At 74.3% G+C, this 15,386-nt stretch carries 17 protein-coding genes; 12 read left to right on the top strand and 5 right to left on the bottom strand.

The window, feature by feature from the left end; all coding sequences use genetic code 11:
• Position 1 precedes the first annotated feature (1 nt).
• From KBY32_RS06965 to KBY32_RS06945, 5 genes are all read left to right on the top strand, one after another.
• Complete coding sequence (locus KBY32_RS06965) at positions 2 to 853, top strand: hypothetical protein (protein WP_308293664.1); 852 nt, start codon at positions 2 to 4, stop codon at positions 851 to 853.
• Positions 854 to 865: 12 nt separating this feature from the next.
• Positions 866 to 1,498 carry a bifunctional 4-hydroxy-2-oxoglutarate aldolase/2-dehydro-3-deoxy-phosphogluconate aldolase gene (locus KBY32_RS06960; RefSeq protein WP_210979254.1) on the top strand — a complete coding sequence of 211 codons (633 nt, stop codon included), beginning with the start codon at positions 866 to 868 and terminating at the stop codon, positions 1,496 to 1,498.
• Positions 1,495 to 2,379, top strand: a complete 885-nt coding sequence (locus tag KBY32_RS06955) for an SMP-30/gluconolactonase/LRE family protein (RefSeq protein ID WP_210979253.1) — start codon at positions 1,495 to 1,497, stop codon at positions 2,377 to 2,379. The genes KBY32_RS06960 and KBY32_RS06955 overlap by 4 nt, the downstream gene beginning before the upstream one ends.
• On the top strand, positions 2,376 to 3,362 hold the full coding sequence (locus KBY32_RS06950) for a sugar kinase (RefSeq protein ID WP_210979252.1): 987 nt from the start codon (positions 2,376 to 2,378) through the stop codon (positions 3,360 to 3,362). Before KBY32_RS06955 ends, KBY32_RS06950 begins: the two co-directional genes overlap by 4 nt.
• 194 nt (positions 3,363 to 3,556) lie before the next feature.
• Complete coding sequence (locus tag KBY32_RS06945; RefSeq protein WP_115506576.1) at positions 3,557 to 3,847, top strand: hypothetical protein; 291 nt, start codon at positions 3,557 to 3,559, stop codon at positions 3,845 to 3,847.
• Positions 3,848 to 3,867: 20 nt separating this feature from the next.
• On the opposite strand, the gene KBY32_RS06940 is transcribed toward KBY32_RS06945, so the two are convergent.
• Entirely contained in the window at positions 3,868 to 4,467 is a 600-nt protein-coding gene (locus tag KBY32_RS06940) for a TetR/AcrR family transcriptional regulator (RefSeq protein ID WP_210979251.1), read from the bottom strand.
• Positions 4,468 to 4,590: 123 nt separating this feature from the next.
• Between KBY32_RS06940 and KBY32_RS06935 the strand changes: the two genes are divergently transcribed.
• From KBY32_RS06935 to KBY32_RS06920, 4 genes are all read left to right on the top strand, one after another.
• Positions 4,591 to 5,463, top strand: a complete 873-nt coding sequence (locus KBY32_RS06935; protein ID WP_210979250.1) for an NAD(P)-dependent oxidoreductase — start codon at positions 4,591 to 4,593, stop codon at positions 5,461 to 5,463.
• Positions 5,464 to 5,498: 35 nt separating this feature from the next.
• On the top strand, positions 5,499 to 7,157 hold the full coding sequence (locus tag KBY32_RS06930) for a serine/threonine-protein kinase (RefSeq protein WP_210979249.1): 1,659 nt from the start codon (positions 5,499 to 5,501) through the stop codon (positions 7,155 to 7,157).
• Between the two features lie 86 nt (positions 7,158 to 7,243).
• On the top strand, positions 7,244 to 7,558 hold the full coding sequence (locus tag KBY32_RS06925; protein ID WP_115506580.1) for a helix-turn-helix transcriptional regulator: 315 nt from the start codon (positions 7,244 to 7,246) through the stop codon (positions 7,556 to 7,558).
• Positions 7,555 to 7,947 (top strand): VOC family protein, encoded by a 393-nt coding sequence (locus KBY32_RS06920; RefSeq protein ID WP_055619806.1) that lies wholly within the window; start codon positions 7,555 to 7,557, stop codon positions 7,945 to 7,947. The genes KBY32_RS06925 and KBY32_RS06920 overlap by 4 nt, the downstream gene beginning before the upstream one ends.
• Here the strand turns inward: KBY32_RS06920 and KBY32_RS06915 are convergent.
• Positions 7,919 to 8,923: an alpha/beta fold hydrolase gene (locus KBY32_RS06915; RefSeq protein ID WP_210979248.1), complete on the bottom strand. Its 1,005-nt coding sequence runs from the start codon at positions 8,921 to 8,923 to the stop codon at positions 7,919 to 7,921. The genes KBY32_RS06920 and KBY32_RS06915 overlap by 29 nt on opposite strands.
• Positions 8,924 to 9,128: 205 nt before the next feature.
• On the opposite strand from KBY32_RS06915, the gene KBY32_RS06910 reads away from it, so the two are divergent.
• Positions 9,129 to 10,013: a hypothetical protein gene (locus KBY32_RS06910; protein WP_210979247.1), complete on the top strand. Its 885-nt coding sequence runs from the start codon at positions 9,129 to 9,131 to the stop codon at positions 10,011 to 10,013.
• A gap of 33 nt (positions 10,014 to 10,046) precedes the next feature.
• Here KBY32_RS06910 and KBY32_RS06905 read toward each other — a convergent pair whose 3' ends face one another.
• Both KBY32_RS06905 and KBY32_RS06900 read right to left on the bottom strand, forming a co-directional pair.
• A complete protein-coding gene (locus KBY32_RS06905; protein ID WP_210979512.1) occupies positions 10,047 to 11,612 on the bottom strand; it encodes an MFS transporter in 1,566 nt (521 codons plus the stop codon).
• A gap of 154 nt (positions 11,613 to 11,766) precedes the next feature.
• A complete protein-coding gene (locus KBY32_RS06900; RefSeq protein WP_055619810.1) occupies positions 11,767 to 12,384 on the bottom strand; it encodes a TOPRIM nucleotidyl transferase/hydrolase domain-containing protein in 618 nt (205 codons plus the stop codon).
• Between the two features lie 206 nt (positions 12,385 to 12,590).
• Between KBY32_RS06900 and KBY32_RS06895 the strand changes: the two genes are divergently transcribed.
• Both KBY32_RS06895 and KBY32_RS06890 read left to right on the top strand, forming a co-directional pair.
• On the top strand, positions 12,591 to 13,391 hold the full coding sequence (locus KBY32_RS06895) for an endonuclease/exonuclease/phosphatase family protein (protein ID WP_210979511.1): 801 nt from the start codon (positions 12,591 to 12,593) through the stop codon (positions 13,389 to 13,391).
• A 115-nt stretch (positions 13,392 to 13,506) separates the two neighbouring features.
• Positions 13,507 to 14,217 (top strand): DinB family protein, encoded by a 711-nt coding sequence (locus tag KBY32_RS06890; protein ID WP_055619812.1) that lies wholly within the window; start codon positions 13,507 to 13,509, stop codon positions 14,215 to 14,217.
• A 198-nt stretch (positions 14,218 to 14,415) separates the two neighbouring features.
• On the opposite strand, the gene KBY32_RS06885 is transcribed toward KBY32_RS06890, so the two are convergent.
• Entirely contained in the window at positions 14,416 to 15,303 is an 888-nt protein-coding gene (locus KBY32_RS06885; protein WP_210979510.1) for a DMT family transporter, read from the bottom strand.
• Positions 15,304 to 15,386: the final 83 nt, after the last annotated feature.

Raw genomic sequence — 15,386 nt, 5'->3', positions numbered from 1 at the left:
CGTGCCGACACCGAGTGCCGCGCATGTGCTGACGCTGACCACCGACCCGGCGCACGGCGGCCGGTGGACGTCCCTGCGCTCACCCACCCGCGAATGGCTCTGGCACCGCCCGGCGCCCGGACGGGACACGGCCGCCCCCGGGGACGCGTTCGTCGACGCGGGCGGCCTGGAGGAGTGCGTCCCCACAGTGCGGGGCCGGCCCGACCACGGGGACGTCTGGGCCCGGCCCTGGACCCGGGACGCCGACGGCACCGAGCACGTCCGGGGCACGTCCTTCACGCTCGCCCGCACCGCCCGGACCGACGGCGACCGCATCCGCGTCGACTATCGGCTGACCGCTCCCGCCGGGTTCCGGTTCGTGTGGGCGGCGCACGCCCTGCTGGACCTCTCCGAGGACGCCCGCCTGCGGATGCCGGACGGAGCGGACACCCGACTCTTCCCGGAGGCCGCCCCGCTGCTCGACCGGCCCTGGCCCGCCGGCGCGCCCTGGATCGCCGGGCCGTGGCCCGCCCCGCACGGGGTGCCCCTGGACCGGCTCGGGCCGGACGACGGCACCGCGGTCGGCGCCGTCGTCGACACCGACTCGTGCTGCGTGCACGACGGGACCGACCGGCTCGCCCTGCGCGTGCGGGCGGACGGGCAGCCCATGTCGGTCGCCCTGTGGCGGAATCTCGGCGGTTTCCCCGACACCGGTCCCTACCGCAGCACCGGCGTCGAACCCATGCTCGGCCGCGTCTTCGACCTCGCCGACGCGGGACCCGGCGACGCCGCCCGGGTTCCCGCCTCCGGCGAGGTCCGCTGGCGGCTCACCCTCACCGGGGCCTGCCGCTGCCCCGAGACCCCCGCACCATAAGGAGCACCACCCGTGGACCTCACCGCCGCGCTGGCCACCCACCGCCTGGTCGCGATCGTGCGGGGCGACGATCCCGACGCCGCGCTGCGCACCGTCCTGACCCTCGTCGAGGAGGGCGTCGACCTGGTCGAGGTGTCGCTGTCCGGCAAGGACGCGCTCACCGTCCTCGAACGCGCCCGCGCTGCCCTCGGCCCCGACCGCCCCCTCGGCGCCGGCACCGTCCTCACCGCCGAGGACGCCCGGGCCGCGCACGCCGCCGGCGCCGACTTCGCCGTGACCCCCGGCCTGGGGCCCGGCGTCACGGCCGCCCAGGATCTGGGCCTGCCGGTCCTCGCCGGGGTGCTGACCCCGACCGAGATCATCGCCGCCCGCGCCCTCGGCGTGGCCGCGCTGAAACTGTTCCCGCTCGCCCAGGCCGGGGGAGCGGCCTATCTCGAGGCACTGCAAGGCCCGTTCCCCGACGCTCCGTTCGTGCCCGTCGGCGGCATCGACGATAGCGCGGCCCGGGAGTGCCTCGCGGCGGGGGCCTTGGCGGTGGGCGTGGGCTCCCCGCTGGTGGGCGATGCGGCCGACGGCGGCAGCGTGGCGGCGCTCAGGGAGCGCGCCCGCCGCTTCCACGCCATTGCCGAGGAGGCGGTCCGATGACCGCCGTACGACCGCAGGCCACCCGCCCGGACCGGCTCGAACTCGGCGAGGGCATCCGCTGGACCGGCACGGAGGTGGTCCTGGTCGACATCCTGGCGGGCCGCCTGCTGTCCGTCCCACAGCGGGAGACGGCACCGCTGCGCACGCTGGCCGAACTCCCCGTCCCGCTGGGCGCCGTGGCCCCGCTCGCCGGTCACCACGGCACCTGGGTCGCGGCCGCCGGCACCGGGATCTGCCTGCTGCGCCCCGACGGCACCGTCGACTGGCTGGCCCGCCCCGAGGACGGCGCCCCCGCCCGGATGCGCATGAACGACGCCGTCGCCGACCCGTTCGGCCGGTTCTGGGCCGGGAGCATGGCGTACGACGCCGACGAGGGCGCCGGCTCCCTGTACCGGCTCGACCGGAACGGCACGGTCGTGCGGGTCCTGGACGGCATCACCGTGCCCAACGGGCCCGCGTTCACCCCGGACGGCAGCGTCATGTACCTCGCGGACAGCGCCCGGGGGGTGGTCCGGCGCTACCCCGTCGACCCCGCCACCGGCGACCTCGGCACACCGCGCGAGTTCGTCACGGTGGAGGACGGCAGCCCCGACGGCATGGCCGTCGACGCCGAGGGAGCCGTGTGGATCGCGGTCTGGGGCACCGGTACGGTTCGCCGCCACCTGCCCGACGGCACGCTCGACCGGACGCTGCGGCTGCCCGCGCGTCAGCCAGCGGGCGTCTGCCTCGCCGGGCACGTCCTGCACATCACGACGGCTCGCGTGGGCCTGGAGGCGCCGGGACCGGACGACGGGGCGCTGTTCTCCGTCCGGGTGGACGTGCCGGGCACGCCGACGCCGGCCTGCCGCCTCGACGGCGTGCGCGTGGAGGGCTCGGCATGACGGTCACCGGCGCTGCGTGGCGCCCCGCGCCGGGCCCGGTCGTCTGCGTGGGCGAGACGATGGCGGCCCTGGCCCCCGACCCGCCGGGCCCGCTGGCCGACGCCGGGCGGCTGCGGATGTCGGTGGCGGGGGCCGAGTCGAACGTCGCCATGTACCTCGCGGACCACGGGGTCCCGGTCGCCTGGCTCTCGGCGCTCGGCGACGACCCGCTGGGGCGCCGCGTGCGCGCCGCGGTCGCGGCACCCGGCGTCGACGTGTCGCACGTGCGCACCGATCCGGCCCGCCCGACTGGCCTGTTGGTGAAGGACCCGTCACCTGACGGGACCCGCGTGCACTACTACCGGCGCGGCTCGGCGGCCTCCGCGCTGGGCCCGGACCTGCTGGACACGGCGCCCGTCCGGGGTGCCGCGCTCGTGCACCTCACCGGCATCACCCCGGCCCTGTCCCCGTCGTGCCGCAGCCTGACCGAACAGGCCCTGGCGCCCGTACGGCCGTACGCCGTGAGCTTCGACGTGAACCACAGACCCGCACTGTGGCCGGACGGCGACGCCCCGGCCGTCCTGCGCGACCTGGCCGACCGAGCCGACGTCGTCCTGGTCGGCCTGGACGAGGCGCAGGGCTTGTGGGGAGCGGACCTCACGGCACAGGACGTACGGGCCCTGCTGCCGCACCCGCGCGTCCTCGTGGTGAAGGACGGCCCACGCGACGCGACCGCGTTCACCGGCGAAGGCCCCGTCACGGTCCCCACGCCGCCGGTCCGGGTCGTGGAGGCGGTGGGCGCCGGGGACGCCTTCGCGGCGGGCTTCCTGGCGGGACTGCTGCGGGGCCGGTCCGTCATGGTGGCGCTGCGCCTGGGCCACCTGACCGCCGGGTCGGCGCTCGGGGTGACGGGCGACCACGGTCCTTTGCCGGACCGGGAGCGCTTGGAGGAACTGCTGGCTCTGCCGACGGGGGAGTGGGCGGCCCTGACGCCGCAGGTGTGAGCGGTGCCGGGGCTGCGCTGGGGCACCTGCCCGCCGGGCGGGCGCTTCGCGTGGCCGGCGGTCATGGTCCCTGCCGGATCGGGAGCGGCTGGCCTCCCCGCGGGGGAGTGGGCAGGCCCTGACACTGCGGAGCTGAGCCGTACCGCGCGGGCTCGCCGCGCATTCCGGCATTCGTCCGCCTATGCTCCATTTGTGTGACGACCATCTTCGAAGAGCTCGTGGCGAAGCAGCGCGCGGCCGAGCAGGCGCACAGCCGCGTGGAGGAACTGCGGGCCAAGTACGGTCCACCCACCCAGGTGGGCGGCTGGAGCGCCCGCCAGACCGAGACCTACAACACCGCCCTGCGGGCCTGGCGGGACCTCGCCAGGGATCTGCAGACGGCCGTGGCCGAGTACGCCCGGAGTCAGGGCACGTCACGCAGCGGCGTCGAGGAGGAGATCCGGAAGGCCGCCCTCCGTGCGGAGTCCCACGGCCACGGAGCGTAGGACTCGCCCTAAGTGGGTCCTCAGCCGTCCCGTTCGACCGCCGCGTCCAGCAGTGGACCGAGCTCCGCGCTCACCGTGGCCAGCGGTCGCACGTCCTGCTGGGCCCGGGCCATGAGGATCGCGCCCTCCAGTGAGCTGATCATGAGCGTGGCGAGCGAGCCGGCGCGCTCGCGCGGCACGCCCATGCCCGCCAAGGCGTCGGCGACCGCGCATGTCCACTCCGCGAACGCGGCGGTCACCGCCTCCCGCGTCGACTGCGTGCCCTCGGCGCAGTCCACCGTGGCCGCGGCGACCGGGCAGCCGCCCGCGAACCCGGCGGCCTCGTACTCGTCGGTCCACTGGCGCACCATCGCCGCGAACAGCCCGCTGGGCGTCGGCTCCGAGAGCCCGCCCACGAAGCGCGCGACCCGGCGTGCGGCGTACCGGCCGGCCCAGCCCACCGCCTCGTTGACGACCTGCTCCTTGCCGCCCGGGAAGTAGTGCTGGAGCGAGCCGCGCGGCGCCTCGGCGTGCGCGGCGACCTCCCGCATGCCCGCGGCCGCGACCCCGCCCCGGCGCAGCAGCTGGGCGGCGCTGAAGACCATCCGCTCGCGCGGTCCCCGTGCCTGTGGCCCCGTCATCGCCGGCCCTCCGTCCGTCCCGGTGCGGTTCCAGCCCTCATCCTATGACCGGCGTCATATCGCTCCTCTACTATGACCACTGTCATAGTGGCAGGCGCGGTGCGGAGCGAACGGCGGTGCGGCATGGACGTCGGATTCATCGGACTCGGGGTCATGGGACGCCCCATGGCCCTCAACCTGGTCCGGGCGGGGACACCCCTCGTCGTCTGGAACCGCACCCCCGACCGCAGCGCCCCTCTCCACACAGCGGGCGCGCACGTCGCCGAGAGCCCCGCCGAGGTCTTCGCGCGGGCCGGGACGGTGTTCCTGATGCTGGCCGACGACACCGCCGTGGACGCCGTCCTCGGACGCGGCACCCCCGACTTCGCGGTCCGTGTCGCGGGGCACACCGTCGTCCACATGGGCACGACCTCCGCCGCGTACTCGGCGGGACTGGGGGACGCCGTACAGGCTGCGGGCGGATGCTATGTCGAGGCTCCCGTCTCCGGTTCCCGGATCCCGGCGGAACAGGGGCAGTTGGTCGCGATGCTGGCCGGTGAGAGCGACGCCGTCGCGGCCGTACGGCCCCTGCTGGCGCCGATGTGCGGCGCGACGTTCGACTGCGGTGACGTCCCCGGCGCCCTGCTGATGAAGTTCTCGGTCAACCTCTTCCTGATCACCCTGGTCACCGGTCTGACCGAGGCGTTCCACTTCGCGGGCCGGCACGGGCTCGACCCGGCCCTGCTGCGGGACGTCCTCGACGCGGGCCCGATGGCCAGCGCCGTATCCCGCGGCAAGGCGGCCAAGCTGGTGGCCCGCGACTTCGACGTCCAGGCGGCCGCCGCGGACGTCCTGAAGAACAACCGGCTCATCGCCGAAGCCGCCCGCGAGGCCGAGGTGGCGTCACCTCTTCTCGACGTCTGTCACGCCCTGTTCGGCGAGACCGTCGCCCAAGGGCACGGCACCGAGGACATGGTGGCCGTGCTGCGCGCCCTGGAAGCCCGCACCGACGCCTGACAAGCCCGCGCCGCCGGGCAATTAAGCTCCCGCCCATGAGTGAGGACGGCAGAGACCCCGCGAGACGCGTGGTCGACGGGCGCTTCGAGCTGGAGGCCCGCCTCGGCGGGGGCGGGATGGGGACGGTGTGGCGCGCCAGGGACCTGGTGCTGCACCGGCTGGTGGCCGTCAAGGAGGTGCGCCCGCCCGACCGGGACCTCGCCGAGTACGACCCCGACGGCGCCCGGATGCTCCGCGAGCGCGTGCTGCGTGAAGCCAGGGCGCTGGCCCGCCTCGACCACCCGAACGTCGTCACCATCCACCACGTCGTCGACGGCGGCGAGGGCACGTACCCGTGGCTCGTCATGGAGCTGGTCACCGGCGGATCGCTGGCCGACCGGCTGGAGCGCGGCCCGATGGCGCCCGCCGAGGCCGCGCGGATCGGCCGCGGGGTGCTCGCCGCACTGCGCGCCGCGCACGACGCCGGGATCGAACACCGCGACGTCAAGCCCGCCAACGTCCTGATACGGCCCGACGGGCGCCCCGCCCTCACCGACTTCGGCATCGCCGCGATCCGCGGGACGACCACCCTCACCGCCACCGGCTCCCTCATCGGCACCGCCGACTTCATGGCGCCCGAGCGGGTCTCGGGGCAGGAGGGCGGAGCCCCGGCCGACCTGTGGTCGCTGGCGATGATGCTCTACACCGCCGTGGAGGGCCGCCACCCGCTGCGCCGGGGCACCACCGTGGCCACCCTCGCCGCCGTCCTCCACGAGGACGTGCCGCCGCCGGTGCGGGCCGGCGCCCTCGGTGACGTCCTGATGCGCGTACTCGTCCGGGACCCGGCCGCGCGCCCCACCGCCGACGCGCTGGACCGGGCCCTGGCCGGCGTCGAGTCGGGTCACCCGGGCCCGCCGCCCCAGGCCGCCACGACGTCGTACCCGCTGTCGCCGCCCGGGCAGCCCACCGTCCCCGTCACACACGGCACCTTCGGGCCCCCGCCCGTCCTGTCGCTCGCGCGTCCCCCCGCCCGCACGCCAGGCCACCGCACCGCCCTGCTCGGTGTCACGGGCACCGCGCTCGCCGGTGCGCTGGCGCTCCTGTGGTGGCTGCTGCCCCTCGGCGGCGGCGACGCCCACAAGGCCGACTCCGGCGACCGGCCGACCACCCCCGCCACCACCCCGACCGGCTCCTCGACCGCCTCTTCGGCCGCGCGCACCCCGGACGCCGACCGGTCGCAGGCCGCGGACGCGGTCCCGGCGGGCGGCCTGCTCACCCCGGACGGCATCCGCACCGCCATCGCGGCGTTCGAGGAGGCGACCGGCCGCGACCGGTACGCCGACCTCACCGTCTACCCGGACCACGCCTCCGCCCAGCTGATGGTCGAGGGCAGCGACAAGAAGTACGACTCCTACACCTATCGCCCCGGTCGCGGCGTCGAGAAGGACATCATCAGCGGCACGATCATCAGCGGCGACCGGCCCGTCCGCCTCGACGGCTTCGACTGGACGAAGGTCCCGGGCCTGTTCGACCAGGCCGAGAAGAAGCTGAACGTCGACAAGCCGACACTTCGGTACGTGACCCTCCAGCCGCCCAGCACCACCTTCGACACCCCGGCGGGTATGGCCATCTACCTCACGGACGACTACGGCACCGGCTATCTCGTGGCCGACCCCAAGGGCAAGGTGACCCGCCTCTACCCGGCCGAGGACTGAGCCGGGAGCCCGACTCCGGTGACTCCGGTGACGAAAGGCGGCGCTGCGACTTGATAGGCAAGCGATGACTTGCCTATGGTGGCGGTGTGGCCGACGACCTCTTCAAAGCCCTTGCCGACCCGACCCGCCGGATCATCCTCGACGAGCTGACGGAGCGGTCGGGGCAGACTCTGTTCGAGATCTGCGGCCGCCTCGCCATGAAGCACGGACTCGGCATCTCCCGGCAGGGCGTCTCCCAGCATCTCGCGGTGCTGGAGGCCGCCGGTCTCGTCGTGACCCGGCGGGAGGGCCGCTACAAGTTCCACGACCTCGACACCGCCCCGCTGCGGCACATCACCGAGCGCTGGCCCCTGCCCGACCCCTTGCCCGACCGCTCCGCACCCGAGGAGAACCCCTCATGAAGATCCGTCTGACCAGCGTCTTCGTCGACGACCAGGCCAAGGCCCAGCACTTCTACACCGAGATCCTCGGCTTCCGGACGAAGCACGACGTCCCGGTCGGCGAGAAGGACCGCTGGCTGACCGTCGTCTCGCCCGAGGAGCCCGACGGCACCGAACTCCTCCTGGAACCCCTCGGCCACCCCGCCGCCCGCACCTACCGTGACGCGCTCGTGCAGGACGGCATCCCGCTCGCCCAGTTCGCCGTGGACGACGTACAGGCGGAGTACGAGCGGCTGCGCGCCCTCGGCGTCCGCTTCACCCAGGAACCCCTGGAGATGGGCCCCGTCACCACCGCCGTCCTCGACGACACCTGCGGCAACCTCATCCAGATCGCGACCCAGCCGGAGTGACCCGCGCGAGCCAGTCGACGAGGAGGCGGTTCGTCTCCTCGGGCCGTTCCTGCTGAACCCAGTGCCCGCACCCATCGAGCAGACGGGAGGAGACGAGCCCCGGCAGGGTGGCCGGGAACGCCTCGATGGCGTCGGCCAGCCACATCGTGGAGGCGTCCTCGGTCCCGCCCACGAACAACGACGGCTGCTTCAGGGGCGCCCCGTCGTACGCGGCGAGGTCCGCCCAGTCGCGGTCCATGTTCCGGTAGCGGTTGAGCGCGCCGGTGAACCCCGTCCGCTCGAACTCACCGGCGTACACGTCGAGGTCCGCCTCGCCGAGCCAGCCGGGCAGCGGCCCCTCCGGGAACCGGTCCCGCAGCGTCCCGCCCGCGCCGACGAAGTGCGGATCGGGGGCGCCGGGCCCGGCCATGGTGTCGGCGGACAGCGCCGCGTAGAAGCCGGCGAGCCAGCCCCGTACGTCCGGCTCGATCTCGGCCTCGGCGCGGCCCGGCTCCTGGAAGTACGACACGTAGAACTCCTCGTCCCCGCCCATCCCGGCGAAGACCTCACCGGGGCGCGGCCCGCCGCGCGGCACGTACGGCACGGAGAGCATCCCCACCGCCCGGAACACGTCCGGCCGTACCAGGCCGGAGTTCGCGGCGATGGTGGCGCCCCAGTCGTGGCCGACGACCACGGCCGACTCCTCGCCGAGCGCGTGCACCACGGCGACGTTGTCCGCGACCAGGTCGAGCATCCGGTACGCGTCCGTGGCCGCCGGCTTCGCGGACCGGCCGTAGCCGCGCACGTCGAGTGCCACGGCCCGGTACCCGGCCGCCGCGAGGGCGGGCAGTTGGCGGCGCCAGGAGTACCAGGACTCCGGGAAGCCGTGCACGAGCAGCACCAGCGGCCCGGTGCCCTGCTCCACCAGATGGATCCGGCCGGCCGGGCCGAGGACCGTGCGATGTGTGAAGCCTGCCGAGCCGTCCTGCCGTGCCATGTGTCCTCCCGCGGACCTCGTCACCTCGCCCGCGCGGCTCCCGTACGAGCCTGAGCGGTCGTACCGATCCTGCGGAGCGCCCCGGCACCCCGGCGAACGCGTTTGCCGGAACGGCAAAACCCGGCACAGGCCCCCCACCGTGTGGCGCATACCGGCTGAAATGGGAAAATCTCGGCGTGAGCAGTCGTTCGCCGAGAGGGAGCCCGTGGATCTGGACGCCGTGGCCGACGAGCTGTACGGACTGCGGCCCGAGGAGTTCACCGCCGCGCGCAACGAGCGGGTGGCGGCCGCGCGCTCGGCCGGTGACCGGGCCCTCGCCGACGCGATCGGCAAGCTGCGCCGCCCCAGCCTGTCCGCCTGGGCCAGCAACACCCTGGTCCGCGCCGAACGCGACCAGGTCGAGCCCCTGGTCGGACTCGGCGAGGCCCTGCGGCAGGCCCACCGAGACCTGGACCCCGGGCAGTTGCGCGACCTCGTCCACCAGCAGCGCCTGCTGATCGGCGCACTGACCCGGGAGGCCGCGCGGCTCGCCGCCGACGCCGGGCATCCGCTCGGCCAGGACGCCCAGCGCGAAGTCCAGGACACCCTCCAGGCGGTGCTCGCCGACGAGGAGGCCGCACGGCAGTGGGCGTCGGGCCGGCTCACCAAACCCCTCACGCCCACGGCCGCGTTCCCCGTCACCAGCGGCGAGGCGCCGCCCCGCCGGGCCGAGAAACCGGACCGGGCGAAACGGCCCGCCCCGGCCGAGGACAAGAAGAAGTCGGCGGCGGAGCAGCGCCGCCGCCGCGAGCTCGCCGAGGCCCGCAAGGCCGCCGAGGAGGCCGACCGCGAACGGGCCGCGCGGGCCGCGGAGGCGGAGGAGGCGGCCCGGCGGGCGGAGGAGGTCAAGGAGAAGGTCGCCGGGCTGAGGGACCGGGTGGAGAGCCTGTCCAAGGAGTTGAAGCGCGCCGAGGCCGACCTCGGCCAGGCCCGCTCGGACGACCGTACGGCCCGCGAGGAGACACGGGCGGCCGAGCGGCGCGTCCGTGACGCCGACCGTGCGGCGCAGAAGGCGGCCCGCAGGGTGGAGGAGCTGTCGGACGACGGCTGACGCCCTGCGGTCAGCCGGTACGGCCGGCACCGGTCACGAACCGGCCCGCTGCCCGGACCGCCCGGCACCCGGTGACGCGGGCGCCGTCGCCTCCTCCTGCTCGTCCGGCGTCACGGCCCGGCCGCCCGGGTGGCGCAGCGCGCAGAGGAACGCGAGGCCGAGGGCGATGGCCATGCCGTAGAAGACCCACTGGTTGGCCTCGGCGAAGTCCATGCGGATCGCCCCCGCCGCGTCCCGGATCGCGTCCGCGACCGGACCCGTGCCGGTGGGCGCGGCGTCGTCGCCGTTGCCCGTGATGGACTCGGTGACCCCGTGGGCCACGTCGTCCGACACGTTCTCCGGCAGCCCGCGCCCTTCCAGGGTGTCGCGGACGTTCGTGTTCGTGACGTGGGTCAGGATCGTGCCGAATACGGCGAGGCCCACGCTGGCCGCGAAGTTGCGGATCGTCTGCGTGATGCCCGTGACCTCGCCGTACGACGGCCCGATGGCCCGGTTGACGGCGTCCGTGGACGCGGGGGCGAGGATGAAGCCGATCCCGGCGCCCGCGAGCGCGGCGTACGGCCACTGGTCGTGGATCGACAGGTCCGTCAACTCGCCCGCCCACAGCGCGAACCCGACGGCCCCGATCACACCGCCCATCTTCAGGGCCGGACGCGCGCCCTGCTTGTCGAGGATGCGGCCGCCCCACTGCGAGGCGATGGCGAAGCCCGCGAAGAAGTACAGCAGGAACAGCGCCGCCTGGTTCGGCGAGGCGCTCAGGGACACCTGGGCGTACACGGACGCGAAGAAGAACACCGGGACGAACGCGAGCATCGCGAAGAACAGCACCGCGGCGTCCACACTGAACGCCTTGTCCCGGAACACCCGCAGGTCGATCAGGGGGTGCCGCACCCCGCGCTCGTAGCGGATGAACGCGCCGAGGATCACCAGGCCGCCCACGATGCAGATCCAGGTGGCCGCGCTGTCCCAGCCCCAGGACCACGCCTGCTGGAAGCCCAGCACGCACAGGCCCATACCGGCCGCCATCAGCACGGCGCCCGGCACGTCGAGTGTGCCCTCCCGCCGGCGGTCCACGATGTGCGCGGCGGCGACGAGCGCGAGCGCCACGACGGCCACCGGGACGTTCACCCAGAACACCGCCCGCCAGGTCCAGCTGGTCAGCCAGCCGCCCAGCAGCGGCCCGATCGCGGTCAGCGCGCCGGAGATCCCGAAGAACAGGGCCAGGGCCCGGCCCCGCCGTTCCCGGGGGAACACCGCCACCACCACGGCCAGCGCGGCGGGGAACAGCAGCGCCGCGCCGAACCCCTGCGTGGCCCGGAACGCGATCAGCCACCCCTGCGCCACATCGCCCTCGGGCACGCAGCCGCACAGCACCGACGAGACGACGAAGACCAGCGTGCCGACGACGACCACCCGGCGCGGGCCGTACAGGTCGGCCATCCGGCCGCCCAGCGCGAAGAACGCCGCCAGCGCCAGCAGATAGGCGTTCACGACCCACTGCATACCGGAGGCGGACAGACCGAGTTCCCGGACGATGTCGGGGGCCGCGATCGACACGATGGTCTGGTCGATGAACGTCATCGCGACCGCGAACATCATGGCCGCGAGCGCCACGGTCTGTCGTGGTGCCGTCGAGGAGGAGGGCGAGGTCGGGCCACGCCCCGTGTACGAGCCACTCACGCGTCCAGTCTGCGCCCGACTTGGCGGCCTCGCATCAGCAGCGGGCGGGCACGAACTCCCCCCGCCGCGTGGCTCAGACGACGGCCAGCAGGTCCTCCAGCGGGGCCGGGACACGGTCGGTGTCGAGCGCCTCGACGAGCACCCGGCCATAGTGGATCTTGCGTCCGCTGGTCGTGCCGAAGAAGCGCCGCAGCCGCTGCTGCGCGGTGCGGTCCCGCTGCGCCGGCTGACGCAGGAACGTCGTCAGCGGACGCAGGTCCCCTTCCGCGCGGACGAGTTCCTCCACGCGCCCCACACCCAGCGCGCGGATCAGCTCGTCCTCCAGGTCCGCCGCGCACACGAAGAAGTCGGGCCGTGACGCGCCCGCCCGCCGCCAACCCCGGGCGTAGTAGGGGCTTTCACGCTCGTCGCACAGCCCGGCCAGGCGGATGCCCAGACCTGACGGCCCGAGCAGTTCCGCGAACCGGCCGACGCTCATCGCGCCGCCCATCGGCAGGACGCAGACGCCCTCCGCCGCCAGATCCCGCCCGCGCCGCTGTGCCAGCGCGTTGACCGCCGCCGCGTCACTGGGCCCCTCCAGCAGCACCGCCACCCGGACGGGCAGCCGCCCTGCCAGCTCCCGCGCCGGACCGCCGTCCCCGCCGGCCGCCCACGCGGTCACCGCCCGCTGGAACGCCCCCATGTCACCCATGGCAGGAGTCTGCGCCCGCACCCCCGGCCACGCCAGTGCTTTTCCCACACCCCACCTGCCGCCCGGCCCTGACGGGGACTCTCACGCGGCGCTGACAGGTTCGTCCCATAACCTCGTGCCTGAGAAGGCGGAACGCCGAGGGCGCGTCCGTCCGCTGCGAGGAGGCGAGGGTGCGGGGACTCGGCACGCGGTTGCTGGTGGCCGCCATGATCGTGGCCGGTGTGGCGCTGGTCGGCCCCAGCGCGCCGAGCGGCGCCGTCTTCGCGCGTGCGCTTCCCGTCGACGCGGCCGAGTCGATCGTCCCGAACCGTGTGATGACGTGGAACCTCTGCAATCCCTGCGGGGTGAGCGACGTCGACCGGGCGGCGGAGATCGCCACCTACGCCCCGCAGGTCATCGGCGTACAGGAGGCATGCGACCGGGACGTCGCGCGGATCCGGGACTTCCTCGAGGGCTACTACGGGCTCAAGTACCACGTGGCGTACGGGACGGTGCTCGACAGCCTGAGCCGGTGCGGCGGGTCGCCGTGGAACCCCGGCGGGTTCGGGCAGGCGATCCTCTCCGCCGCGCCGATGACGGACGTCGTACGGCGGGAGTACCCCGACGGCGGGTCCGAGGACCGCGGCTATCTCGCCGTCACCACCCTTGTCGACGGCCACTCCGTCCGGGTCTTCAACACCCATCTCGCGCAGCGGCGTCAGGAGTCCGTCCGCGCGGAGCAGGTGCCCGTGCTGGCCCGCGAGGTCGCCCGCCACGGCCGCGCCATCGTCATGGGCGACTTCAACGCCGTCCCGGAGGCCCCGGAACTCGCGGCGATGTGGAAGGTGGGCACCGACGTCGACCCCGAGTGCCGCCCCACGCCCACCGGTCCGTGCGAGCCGACCACGGACTGGCTGAGCAAGTTCGACTACGTCTTCCTGCGCGGCGTCGACCCGGTCGAGCACGGCGTACGGCCCACCGTGTACTCCGACCACCATCCGCTGCTCGCCGACGTGGACGTGCCCTGAGCCCAAAATCGTTCGCGTCCGGGCCGGGCGGCCCACTAGCCTCCGCGTGTCCGCGAACGCGCATGCCCGCAGGGGGACATGACCGCCGAGCGGCATACCGGCGAGGGGGCCAGGCATGGAGATCGGCGGCTTGCGGACGGACCGGCTGGGGTTGCTGCTCGACCAGTTCGACCGCGCCCGGGAGATGGCGGAGGTCCGGCTGACCGGGCTCACCGACGAGGAGTACCTGTGGGAGCCGGCCCCCGGCGGCTGGTCGATCCGCCCGCGCGGCGCGGCGACGACCCCGCGGGCGTTCGGACCGGGGGAGTGGGTGCTCGACCTGGGCGCCGCCGACATCCCGGCGAGCGAGTACGCCGAGGTGGCGCGGCAGGTCGCCGACGGCATGACCGTCGAGAAGGTCGCCGAGGACTGGAGCGTGTCCGTCGAGCGCGTCGAGGAGGTCCTCGCCCACACCGGTCCCGTGGAGCCCGACCGGACGCCGGTCACCACCATCGCCTGGCGGCTGGGTCATCTGCACTACGGTTTCGCCGGGCACTGGGAGTGGGCCTTCGGCGAACGGCGTCAGGACCCCAAGGAGATGGTCGACTTCAGCCCGTCCGCCGCGACGGCCCTCGAGCGGTTCTGGAAGTCGGTCGACCGCTGGCGCGACAGTGTCGGCGCGGTGACGGAGGAGCAGCTCGACACGATCGGCTTCTCCCAGTACCCGTACGGCTCCGACCCGGACGAGCCCTATGCGGCGGTCCTGTGGGGCGCCAACCTCGAGTTCATCCACCACATGGCGGAGATCGCCCTGCTGCGCGACCTGTGGCAGGCGCGCACCGCGTGAGTGAGCGGTTTCGGGAGGCGTTCGGTACTCGAAGCCCATGAACGCCCCCTGGCCCCGCTCGGCCGCCCCGGTCACGAAGGCCACCAGCTCCCCGTACGCGGCCTGGAGCCACTCCCGCTGCCCGGCGGGGTCGAACGCCCACAGGTTCGGACATGTCCGGCACCGCTTCGCGCGTCTCGCAGACCCCGCTGACACGGCCTACGCGACCGGCGCCTTCTCGTCCGTCGCCACCAGCGACTCGTTGAGCGCCGTCCGGGACAGGGCGACGATCCCCACCGCGATCATCGCGACCCCGAGCAACTGCGGCAGCAGCCACCAGCCGGTGCGGACGGTCTCCTCGTACAGGGTGATACCGAGGGCGAGACTGACCGCGGCGTCCCCGAGGGTGAGGGCGGGCTGGGAGGCGACCAGGGGCCCGGCCTGCATCGCGTTCTCCAGCAGGAACAGCGCGCACACGCCGGTCAGCGCGAACCCGTACGTCTGCCAGGCGGTCAGGAACCCGACGATCCCCTCCTCGTCGAGGATGTGCGTCGACGTCTTGAGCAGCGCGGCCGTGAGCGCGTAGCTGATCGCGGTAGCGGCCCCCAGGCAGGCGGCCCGGGCGGGCCCGTGCGGGCGTCTGAGCGCCATCAGGGTGAGGACGGCGACCAGGCCCAGGCAGACGGCGAGTGCGGGGATCCAGCGGTCCAAGGCCACCCGGGTGCGGTCGCCGGAGGGCGCGGCGGCGGCGAGCGCGACCGCCAGGCCCACGACCACCACCGCCACCGACGCCCAGCCCGACGCCGGCAGCCGCCGGTGCATCAGCACGGACGCCACGATCAGGGTGAGGGGGAGTTCCAGCACGAACAGGGGCTGGACGATCGTCAGCGGCCCCGTGACCAGCGCGACCGCCTGGCAGACGGCCGCCGTGATCACCGCGAGCATGCCGAGCAGCCAGACCGGCCGGCGCAGCAGATCGAGGATCAGCCCGGCCCGCAGCCCCTGCGAGCTGGGCACGGTGAGCGCCGCCATGCGCTGCAGCACGGTCGCCACGGCGTTGCTCAGGGCGGCGCAGACCGCGAAGACGACGGGGAGCACCGTGTCCAGCGTCGCCACCTCCCGAACCGGCCCGCGCGGGCTCTTCCTCGGGCCATCCTCACCCGGTGCCCGGCACGGGCGCGATCGGAGGA

This window comes from Streptomyces sp. RK62, assembly GCF_018070255.1.
Taxonomy (GTDB): Bacteria; Actinomycetota; Actinomycetes; order Streptomycetales; family Streptomycetaceae; genus Streptomyces; species Streptomyces nigra.
The sequence above is the reverse complement of the archived record's forward strand: the minus strand, read 5'-3'. Positions and strand labels throughout refer to the sequence as shown.